At 57.7% G+C, this 10,477-nt stretch carries 10 protein-coding genes and 1 pseudogene; 3 read left to right on the plus strand and 8 right to left on the minus strand.

Annotated features, from left to right (window positions below; all coding sequences use genetic code 11):
• Positions 1 to 131 (minus strand): ABC transporter ATP-binding protein (locus tag HY298_05535; GenBank protein ID MBI3849738.1); only part of this gene is annotated, 131 nt, incomplete at its 3' end.
• A gap of 9 nt (positions 132 to 140) precedes the next feature.
• A complete protein-coding gene (locus HY298_05540) occupies positions 141 to 572 on the minus strand; it encodes a GntR family transcriptional regulator (GenBank protein MBI3849739.1) in 432 nt (143 codons plus the stop codon).
• A 375-nt stretch (positions 573 to 947) separates the two neighbouring features.
• Between HY298_05540 and glk the strand changes: the two genes are divergently transcribed.
• Complete coding sequence (gene glk, locus HY298_05545; GenBank protein MBI3849740.1) at positions 948 to 1,937, plus strand: glucokinase; 990 nt, start codon at positions 948 to 950, stop codon at positions 1,935 to 1,937.
• 47 nt (positions 1,938 to 1,984) lie between these two features.
• Here the strand turns inward: glk and HY298_05550 are convergent, their stop codons facing one another.
• The 4 genes and pseudogenes from HY298_05550 to HY298_05565 form a co-directional block, all read right to left on the minus strand.
• Positions 1,985 to 3,250, minus strand: a complete 1,266-nt coding sequence (locus HY298_05550; GenBank protein MBI3849741.1) for a PQQ-binding-like beta-propeller repeat protein — start codon at positions 3,248 to 3,250, stop codon at positions 1,985 to 1,987.
• A gap of 81 nt (positions 3,251 to 3,331) precedes the next feature.
• On the minus strand, positions 3,332 to 3,631 hold the full coding sequence (locus HY298_05555) for a hypothetical protein (protein ID MBI3849742.1): 300 nt from the start codon (positions 3,629 to 3,631) through the stop codon (positions 3,332 to 3,334).
• A gap of 92 nt (positions 3,632 to 3,723) precedes the next feature.
• Positions 3,724 to 5,165, minus strand: a pseudogene (locus HY298_05560) (2-isopropylmalate synthase).
• Positions 5,166 to 5,492: 327 nt separating this feature from the next.
• Positions 5,493 to 6,866: a sigma-54-dependent Fis family transcriptional regulator gene (locus HY298_05565; GenBank protein ID MBI3849743.1), complete on the minus strand. Its 1,374-nt coding sequence runs from the start codon at positions 6,864 to 6,866 to the stop codon at positions 5,493 to 5,495.
• Between the two features lie 97 nt (positions 6,867 to 6,963).
• Between HY298_05565 and HY298_05570 the strand changes: the two genes are divergently transcribed.
• The gene (locus tag HY298_05570; protein ID MBI3849744.1) at positions 6,964 to 7,326 is read left to right on the plus strand and encodes a hypothetical protein; all 363 of its coding nucleotides are present in this window, start codon (positions 6,964 to 6,966) and stop codon (positions 7,324 to 7,326) included.
• A complete protein-coding gene (locus HY298_05575; GenBank protein MBI3849745.1) occupies positions 7,323 to 7,709 on the plus strand; it encodes a hypothetical protein in 387 nt (128 codons plus the stop codon). Before HY298_05570 ends, HY298_05575 begins: the two co-directional genes overlap by 4 nt.
• Before the next feature lie 36 nt (positions 7,710 to 7,745).
• Here HY298_05575 and HY298_05580 read toward each other — a convergent pair whose 3' ends face one another.
• Positions 7,746 to 9,245 carry an ATP-binding protein gene (locus tag HY298_05580; GenBank protein ID MBI3849746.1) on the minus strand — a complete coding sequence of 500 codons (1,500 nt, stop codon included), beginning with the start codon at positions 9,243 to 9,245 and terminating at the stop codon, positions 7,746 to 7,748.
• Between the two features lie 27 nt (positions 9,246 to 9,272).
• Positions 9,273 to 10,457 carry a type II secretion system protein GspD gene (locus tag HY298_05585; GenBank protein MBI3849747.1) on the minus strand — a complete coding sequence of 395 codons (1,185 nt, stop codon included), beginning with the start codon at positions 10,455 to 10,457 and terminating at the stop codon, positions 9,273 to 9,275.
• Positions 10,458 to 10,477 lie beyond the last annotated feature (20 nt).

The following is a 10,477-nucleotide window of genomic DNA, read 5'->3' on the forward strand; positions in this document are numbered from 1 at the left end:
GCGCCGTTGCGCCCGAAGAAGCCGTAGCAGCGGCCCGGCTTCACGACCAGGCTGAGTCCGTTCACAGCGTCGAGTTTTCCGTAGCTTCGTGTGAGGTTCTTGATTTCGATTACGGGTGATGTTGCGATCATAAAAAACCTTCAGTTGGATTTTTGAGTGTCGTTGACTCGTTTCTTCTCTTCGAGCGCATCGAGGCGTTCGCGGACCAGTTCGATAAACTCGCCGCGCGGCATTTGAAAGTGATGCGCTTGCACGACGGCCTGGTCGATCTCCTCGATCAAGAGCTTGCGGCGAACGTCCTTCTTGAGCGGGGAATTGTTCGCTTTGAGAAAACAACCTTTGCCCGGCAACGTTTCGATGACGCCCTGGCTCTCCAGCTCCGTGTAGGCTTTGGCGATGGTGTTCCGGTTCACGCGCAACTCTTCGGCGAGGGGACGGATGGCCGGCAGCGGCTCACCCGTTTGCAAGTGGCCGGAAGCCGCGGCCGCCCGAATCTGGTCCACGACTTGGAGATACACTGGCTTGCCGGACTTATAATTGATCTGCAGCAGCATGTCGTGTGTTATTGTCATAGGACAATAGGACAGTTGGAAAGTCGTGTCAACTGGTTTTTTTCATGACGTGTTTATCACCGCAACCCTAGTCAATAAAGCCCGTGTGAATTTCCAATGTCCGCCCGGCTGTTGAACGTCGCCGCGAATCCTCAAGCGCCGTAGGCGCGGCATATTTGTAGTCATTGTTTCGATGGGGACATGAAACGCTATAAATAGGTCGCGCCTACGGCGCTACAGTCCTTGCACAACGCTTCTAATTGGTTTGCATTCGCACCGGATGGCAAACAGCTTGTCGGTCGAAGCCCAACCTGCTTAGCTTTCCGCCATGATTCGCCATATTCTGTTTGCGTTGCTGCTCCCACGCCGACTGCGGAAAGGCAATGGCAAATTCCCATGATTTTAGCGGGTGACATCGGCGGCACGAAGGTGAATCTGGCCTTTTTTGAAGTCGCGGGGCAACAGGTCACGCAAACTGTCGCGGGCACGTACCCCAGCCGGCAACACGCCAGCCTCGAGGAAATTGTCCGCGAATTTCTTGCGACTCACAATCTCAAGGTGGATTACGCCTGTTTCGGCATCGCCGGGCCGGTGAAAAAGGGTCGCGCGCAGTTGACCAACCTGCCGTGGGTGGTTGATGTCCGTGTGCTGACGCACGAGTTGAGGCTAAAGCACGCGTGGTTGGTCAATGATCTGGAGGCGAACGCTTACGGCATCGCCGGACTTTCGCCGAAGGATTTCGTCACGTTGAACCAAGGCGATCCGGAAGCGAAAGGCAACGCGGCCATCATTTCCGCTGGCACAGGACTGGGTGAGGCCGGACTGTTCTGGGACGGGCATCGTCATCTTCCGCTGGCTTGCGAAGGTGGCCACAGCGACTTCGCGCCGCGCACTGATCTGGACGTGGAACTGTTTCGTCATCTGCGCGCGCAGTTCGGTCGCGTCAGTTGGGAGCGTGTCCTTTCTGGGCCAGGCGCGTTCAACATTTATAAATTCCTGCGCGACACCGGACGCGGTGAAGAACCGGCGTGGTTGACGGCGGAGCTTAAGAATGGCGATTCACCGTCCGTCATTACTCACGCCGGCCTCGAGGGTAAATGCGAACTGTGCGTTCAGGTCTTGGACTTGTTCGTGACTTACTACGGCACGGAAGCCAGCAACCTCGCGCTTAAAATCATGTCCATCGGCGGCCTGTATGTCGGTGGCGGCATCGCGCCCAAGATCATCAACAAACTGATGGACGGAAATTTTATGAAGGCATTCTGTGCCGCCGGACGGATGAGAGAGTTGATGGAAGCCATGCCGGTGCGCGTCATTTTGAATGACAAGACGGCCCTGATCGGCGCTGCCCGACTCGCGGCGGCGCAGGCGGGGTGGATTCGGTGAGATTGTTATGGAGCGTCGAACTACGATGTGGTGATCCGCCTCTGCGATCAAGGTATCAAGTCGAAAGAGGTAAGCTTCCAAGCCTCGCGTAATCCTTCCCGCACGTATAGCTTGCCATCGGCGAAGGCGGGATGGCTCCAGGTTTTGCCGCATACGTGCGTTCGGCCCAGTTCGGTGTATTTGGCCGGATCGCCTGCAATCAAAATCAGTTCACCAAGATCCGTTAACACCAGCAGATTCTTGCCGAGCACAATAATCGAGGAATAATTTTCACCGAAGCCACCGTGCAACCACAGGAGTTTTCCCGTAAGAGCGTCGGCACAGACGAAATCTTTTCGTGGGCCATGACTGTAAACGTAATTGCCGACGACCACCGGCGTGGCGATGTTGATCTTCAAATCTTCGTTCGCCCACTTCTCGACGGCCTTTATCTTGTCGCCTTCCTTGATGATTTTGAAACAGAGGAGTCCAAACGTGTGCGAATTGACCATGACCGTCTCGCCGAAGATGACAGGCGTGGCGACGTGGCGCTTGGCGTAAGTCTCCAAAGGCAATCGCCAGAGGAGTTTTCCGTTGTCGGCATTTACTCCGATGAGCGCCTCATCATCGAGCATGACGACGTGCTTCACCCCGGCAAGTGTCGCCACCATCAGTGAGGAAAAGGCGGCCTCGTCATTTTGGGATTTCCAAAGCATCGCCCCCGTTCGCTTGTTGTAACAAACAATCGTCGCCCCGTCGGTGCAGCCGACGGGAACATAAATCCGGTCGCCATCCACGACGCCCGAACCGTTGTTGCCGCGACGGCGGGCAGTGCCTTCCAACACTTTGCTGCCGACGAACACGATGCCGAAATCCTTCGTGAAACTTGTACCCCATAAGACTTTTCCATCGGCCAGATTCAGACAGCGGAACTCGCCTCTGCACGACTGCACATAGACGCGGTCGCCGTCCATGATCGGCGTGCTGCGCGGCCCGACGCCCCATTCATCGCCATACATGTCGCTAAACGGAACGCGCCAGAATTCCTTGCCGGTTTTGGCATCGATCAAATGAGCGACCTCCTGTCCTTCTTGTGCGTCGAGATAAACCAGCTTGCCGCTTTGAATCACCGGTGAAGAAAAGCCGCCGCCGATGTTCAATCGCCACAAAACTTTCGGCTCGCTCGCGAGCGTTGTCGGGACAGGAGTGCCGGCGGGAATATGTCCGTCGCGTTCCGGTCCGCGCCATTGTGGCCAGTCACTCGCCCGCGACGAAATGGGACAAACCAAAAGACACAACAGAAACGCGAGTGAAAAGCGACAAAAGAGATTCATGATTTGCATGGTTAACTAGGCGAATCTCGATACCAGCGCAACTGCATTCTTCCGCCGTAGAGGATCAGGACCGCAGGGCAACTATTTCCGACTCTGTTCCTGCTCCAAGGCGCGCACATAACTGACGATGCGCCGAATCAGACTGTTGTAATGCGAGTGGGCTGCGTCGCCGAGTCGTTCCGCGAGACGCGCGTAGAGTTCGTGTTCGTAGGGCTGCGGAAGAGTTTGGTCCGGTATTTCAATTCCCAGCCGTTTCAGTCGCGGGGCGGCGATGAGAACCAGCAGCGAGTGATCGGTGATCCGACCCTGCAAAAGATCGGCGAGACCTTGTTCGACAAGCGCTTCGCCCGGCAATGACAGTTCATGATTCGCTCGGTTCATGTTTCTCAGCTTTGGTCAAAAAGTCTTCCAGCTTGTTCCTGAATTGTGACGCGTTTGTTGCCGGATAGCCCAAGAGTCCTGGTTCAATCTGCTCACGACCGGTTCAGCGCGCTGAGCACGGCGCGCACGGAGGCAAGCTCGATGTTGGTGTCCACGCCCGCGCCCCAGCGGGTGCGACCGTCGCCGTGCTTGACTTGAATGTAAGCGATGGCGCTGGCTTCTTCGCCCGCGCTCAACGCGTGCTCGCTGTAATTCGCGATTTCAAAACGCGGCACGCCGACGTTACCGAAGCCGTGCACGAGTGCGGCCAACGGCCCGGCTGCATTTCCTTGGGCAGTTCGATGCCGAATTCACTTTCCAGCAAATACGCCACGCCTCCTTTTCCGGACTGGCTGTTGACGCGGATGACTTCGCGGTATTCGCGGCCAATGTCGTTTGGGTCAAGTGTGAGATAAGGCACGTCCCAGAATTCGCGCGCGCCGCTTTTCCATTCGTTCAGACCTTTGCGGATGGCGTCCTGATGCGAGCCGCTGAACGCGGTGAAGACCAGTTCGCCGGCATAAGGTTGGCGTGGCGGAATCGTCATGCCGGTGCAACGTTCATAGACCTCGATGATCGAGCCGAGATCGGTGAAATCCAGCTTCGGATCAATGCCGTGCATGTGGAGATTCAGCGCGACGGTGACGATGTCGAGGTTGCCGGTGCGTTCGCCGTTGCCAAAGAGCGTGCCCTCGACACGGTCCGCGCCGGCGAGCAAACCAAGCTCGGTCGCGGCGGTGCCGGTGCAACGGTCGTTGTGCGTGTGCAAACTGATGATGAGCGAATCGCGGTTCTTGATGTTACGGCAAATCCATTCGATCTGATCGGCATACACATTAGGCATTGCTACCTCGACTGTGTCCGGCAGATTCAAAATCATTTTCCGTTGCGGTGTCGGCTGCCACACGTCCATGACGGCTTCGGAAATCTCCTTGGCGAACTCCACCTCCGTGGCGCTGAAACTTTCCGGCGAATATTGAAGCACGACCTCGGTGCCCTTGAGCCTCGGCAAACGCGCCTTGATCAACTCCGCGCCCCGTACCGCGACCTGGACAATTTCCTTTTTCGACATCCCGAACACGACGCGGCGTTGGGCGGGCGAAGTCGAATTGTAAAGATGGATGATGGTTTTCTTTGCGCCCACGAGCGATTCGAACGTGCGCTCGATCAACTCCTCGCGCGCCTGCACGAGCACTTGAAGCCACACGTCGTCCGGCGCGCGGTGTTCCTCGATAAGCCGGCGGTTGAACGTGAACTCGGTGTTCGACGCGGACGGGAAGCCGACCTCGATTTCCCTGAAGCCGCATTTTACGAGCGTGTTGAACAGTTCGAGCTTCTGCGAAACATTCATCGGCACGGCGAGGGCCTGGTTCCCGTCGCGCAGATCGACGCTGCACCAGATGGGCGCGCGGGTGAGAGTGCGGTTCGGCCACTGGCGGTCAGGCAACGCCACCGGTGGAAACGAGCGATATTTTTTCGTCGGGTCTCTTAACATGGCTTTCTACTTTCTTCTTAATCTTACTCTTAATCTTTCCCTTGATTTTCATCTTGCTCTCAGTCCCGGCAACCGAGCGAGCAAGATTAAGAGGAAGATTAAGATTAAGTCCTGAAATACAAAAACCCCACTGCCGATTCGGCAGTGGGGTTCGGAAAATTCCTGTGAATGAAAATCAGAACCCGACTGCCGCGCGGCCCAGCAGCAGCGCGTTAAGTAGCAGCAGTCGAATGTTCAAATTGCGATTCACTGTGGCGAAAGTAGCAAGCAGGGCAGGGCGCGTCAACTGATTTTCTTTCTTCTTTTGGCTCGTGGGTTTTGCCTCACTCACGCCGGATCGACTTGGTGTCCCAGTTCGCGGTAGCGCTGCAGCTTGTAGATAAGCGCGCGTCGGCTGATGCCAAGGGCTTTCGCCGTCTCCGTGCGGTTGAAATTGCATTTGCGCAGCGCCTGGAAGATGGCCTGCCGTTCGATTTCCTCCAGATGTTGAGCATCGGCCACGTCAACCGCTGTGCCCGGCTGCACCGTGGCCCGCACTCGCGTGGGCAGGTGTTCGGGCAAAATGAGTTCGCCTCGGGAGAGCAGCGCGGCGCGCTCCATCGCGTTGCGCAATTCGCGCACGTTGCCCGGCCAGGCGTAGCGCGCCAGACAATCGGCCACCGCGGAGGAAAACCGCGCTTTGCCCTGGGTAAATTCCGCGATGAACGAATTCGCCAGCGGAACAATGTCTTCCGGCCGTTCGCGGAGCGCAGGCACGTTAAGCTCCACGACATTCAGCCGGTAGAAGAGGTCTTCGCGAAATCGGCCCGCCTTGACTTCCTCCTCCAGGTTGCGATTCGTGGCGGCCAAGATGCGGGCGTTGGTCTGCGTCTCGTTGTTCGAGCCGACGCGCTGAAAGCGTCCGTCTTGTGTCACGCGGAGCAGTTTCGCCTGGAGCGGCGGGGACATGTCCGCAATCTCGTCCAGGAAAATGCTGCCGCCGTTGGCCTGTTCAAAGCGGCCGATTCGTTGGGCGATGGCACTGGTGAATGCGCCTTTCTCGTGCCCAAAGAGTTCGGTCTCCAACAAGTTTTCGGGAATGGCCGCGCAGTTGACCTTCACCAGCGGGCCGGCGGCACGCGGACTCCACGTGTGAATGACATCCGCCAATACTTCCTTGCCCACGCCGCTCTCGCCAGTGATCAAGATGCGGCTCTCGGACGCGGCGACCAGCGACGCATCGCGAAACACCGCCTGCATCAGCGGACTTCGGGCGATCACATGAGCGGGCAATTGTTTGTCGGCAATGAATTTTAGCGGCGCAGATTCCGAGAGGCCGGTGGCCTGCTGAACCGAAGCCAGCAACTCATCGAGATCAATCGGTTTGGCCAGGTAATTGACCGCGCCATCGCGCATGGCGCCCACGGCTTCGCGGATGTCCGCATACGCCGTCACGAGCAGGACGGGCAGCACGGAATGCTCCTGCCGCGCGCGCCGCAATGTTTCCAATCCCGAAATGCCGGACATACGCACATCGGAAATCATCATGCTGATTTCTTCGGTGCGAAGAATCTCCAAGGCTTGTTCCCCGGAAGCAACGGGGACGGTCTCGAAGCCCTGGCCTCTCAGGAACGAATCGAGGAGACTGCGCTGACCCGCGTCGTCATCGACGATCAGGATTCGGGGCGATTTCGGACTGTTCTGGCGAGCATCGGACGGCATGACTGTGACCTTAGCATTTTTAGTCAATGGGCTTCAAGTGAGTTGGCCCCGTGCGTTGAACCTTGACGTCGTCCACATTGTGTACGACAATGACACCATGCCGACTACACTTCATTCGTGCCGGATCGAAAACGAGGTTGCGCCGTTGCTCGCACGCCAGGCCAAACGAAAAAAACTCAAGCTGGCCGCGTTGTCTTCTCTGTATCTCCGCGAAAAAGCTTTGGAGGAGGAGTTTCCGGGAATCGGCTTTCGGGACGGTATCGGAGGCCGAGAAGCCTGCGTGCTGGGTTCCCGGGTGGCGGTGTGGGAAGTGTCGGACGTTTATCGCGAGGCGAAGTCCGTCGCGAAAACCGCTGATCATTTTGGTTGGCCGGATTACCTCGTAAAGTGTGCCTTGGCTTTCGCGAAAGCTTATCCACATCACATCGCCGCGCAGCGGGAGGCGGAGGTGAGTGAGTGATCCGCCTTGTGGTTGATGGCCACCTCTCCCGGCATTTTGTGGCGGCGTGCGTTCGCCTTCAGCCGCAGTTTCCCGTTATCCACATCGCGGACTGGTTGGGCGGCAAGCACCGTATGTCCAAAGATCCCGTTCTGTTGCCGGTGTTGCGCGAGCACAACCTCATACTGGTCGGCTTTGATCGGCGCACCATGGCGATGCACGCGGGGGACTTGACCAAGGAAGGCGCGGGCCATGCCGGCGTGATCCTTTTTCGCCGCAGCGTGTCGCAGATGGATTACGGAAAGCAATCCCGCCTGCTGGTCGAGTTCTGGAACGAAGCCCAGCATTGGGATTGGAACGATTTAATCATTTACCTGCCAAGGAGTACAGAAGCGTCAAAGTAGCCGGTCACTGTTGGCATGTCCTCAACTCTATCAGGTCTAAGCGGCGAGTTTCAAGTGAGTGATGCGGAAGATCGCGCCGCACGGCTCGTTGGGCAGACATTCGATCTCCCAACCGTGCGCGAGCACGATTTGCTGGACGACCGCCAGTCCCAGCCCCGTGCCTTTCTCGTTGGTGGTGAAGTAAGGTTTGAAGATTTCGCTGCGCCGGTCGGGGGGAACGCCTGGACCGTTGTCGCGAATTTCAAGGAGCGCGTCCGAGGCATTGTTCTTGCGGGCGACGATCTCGATTTCTCCATTCGTGGCGACGGCCTGAATGGCGTTGAGCAGCAGATTGAACAGCGCCTGCCGGAGCAGTTGTTCATCCGCTTCGATAGTGAATTGATCCACCTTGACCTCCAACGAAATGTTTTTCTCATCGAAGTCGTGATTCAAGGTGCGGACCAATTCGCCGACAACTGAACTGAGCGTGAGAACGGAGCGGCGGACTTCGCGCGGTCGCGAGTAATTGATGAACTCATTCAACTGGGCCGTGACGCGATCAGTCTCGTCGATAATCTCGCGCGACTTGTTCCGAATCTCCGGCGAGACGTCGTCCTGCTTGGAAATCATTTGCGCAAGTCCACGGACGATGTTGAGCGGGTTGCGGGTTTCGTGGGCGAGGCCGGCCGCGGCGAGATTCAGTTCCTTGAGGTGGAGGTTCAATTCGCTGGCGCGCACAAGGCGGATTTGAAGGTCGGAGGACTTGCCCAGGTTGCGCCAGGCCAGGCCCGAGCCGACGACGGAGACCGTGGCGAGGACGGCGATGATCGAGCGCAGCCAGAGGTCCTGATGGAGGGTGGCGCGGACGGATTGCGTGGACATCACGATGAGGAAGCTATGGACGCCTTGTTTCTGGAGGACGGACTTGTATTCGTCTTCGCTCATCCAGAACGGACGGCCGAAGCGAGGTCGCCCATCGCCCGGCCCGCGCGATCTGGACCGGCCCGCTGTCGGCGGCGAATTAGAACCGGAAACCGGGGTGACTTCGCCAAGCTCATTGGTCCGCATCTCCGGTGGTGGCCGCGGCGGTCGATTGGTGGGAAAGTCCTGCCGGGACAAAATGATTGGAGGATTAGTGCCCTCGAGTTCGCGGGTCAAGTTCGTACCCAAGACTACTGGGTTCATCAGCGTCACGGTCTGATCTTCCCACAACTCAGCCGGCCGGACGACGGCTTTCTGTTGGACCTCGACGGGCGCGCCGGCGGAGGCAACCTTCTCGCCCGCCTCGTTGAGCAGCGCAACGCCATTCAATTCGCCGGGCCGGATCAATTCGGCGAGCGCGGATTCCAATCGCTCCTTGGAGATCACCCCGCCGAAGCGACGTTGGGAGCCTAGCACTATCTCAAGGGTCTTGGAGGTGTACATCGCGCTGTATCTCAACTTATCGCGTGCTGCCCTTTGCACGCGCGAGTGCTCGGCGACCTGCCAGCCCAGTACGAGAATCCAGGCGGCCAGCAACAATCCGTAAACCAGAAAACTTCGGCGGGTGATTTCCATGCTTGGGCGGCTTGGCGAATTCTCAGATTATTTGGAATCGTCTTTGTCGGGCTTCTTCTCCGGCACCTTGTCGAGAAACCGATCCAGTTCCTGCTCGGAATACGATTTCGGCGTTAACATGTGGTTCTTTTCCTTGTCAGACAAGGCAGCCAGTTGGGACGGCGCCTGAATGACGTGCGGCGTCAAAAAAATGAGTAACTCGGTCTTTGACCCACTCCTGGTTTTTCGCTTGAACAGATTTCCCAGCCACGGAATGTCGCCGAGAAAAGGAATCTTGCTCTCGCCGGAGGATTTTGATTTTTGCATCAGGCCGCCGATGACGACGGTCTGGCCGTCGGGGGTCAGCACGACTGTATCCGCGGAGCGCGTGTCGATCACCGGGGCATTGACGCCCGTGGTAATCGGAATGGTAAGACTCGGATCGATTGACGAAGTAGAGGGCTGGACAATCATCTGCACCATGCCATCGCTGGTGATGTAAGGTGTCACTTTCAAAATGATCCCCACGTCCGTGTAAGTAACAGAGTTGACCTGATTGCCAAACGTGGTGAAATTGACGGCGCTAATCAAGGGGACCCGTTGGCCCACGAGAATGGTCGCCGGCTGATTGTTCCGGGCCAGCACCGACGGACGCGATAACAACTCCGCTTTGCCGGCCGTGGCAATAGCGCGCAACGTTGCTTGAAAGTCGGTGCCGAGGATTTGGTAGAGTCCCGCGCCGGGGGGCACCGGCGCAAAATTTCCAATTTGCTGACCGAACGCGTTCAAGTTGGTTGTTGGAAAGGCGGTGCCCAGCGGCGAAGCGCCGAACCCATTAGCGGCTACGACGTTGAGCGGATTGTTCGTGCTGCCCACCTGCTTCCCAAATGCGCCTTCAATCCCGATGTCCAATGAGTCGTTATGTGTGACTTCCATGAACACGACCTTGATGAGCACCTGCGGCTGGGGACGGTCAAGGTTGGTGACGACCTCCGAGATGTAGCGGGTGGTGTCCTCGTCGGCGATGATGGTGATGTTGTGTGTGTCCGGATCGTAGGAGATGGTGGCATTGCCCACGGCGCCGCTGGGGTTGTATTGTTGTTGGATGGAGCTGGTGCTGGTGGCGGGGCGGCCGCCGAAGCCTTGCTGCGCCTGAAGTTCCGCCGCCGAGCACAAACAGAATCCGAGAAGTAGCGCCGAGTATTGTTTCGACGTCAAAAGTTGAGTGTTCATGGTTGCCTTTTCGTTGGGGG

This window comes from Verrucomicrobiota bacterium (genome assembly GCA_016200005.1).
Classification (GTDB): Bacteria; Verrucomicrobiota; Verrucomicrobiia; order Limisphaerales; family PALSA-1396; genus PALSA-1396.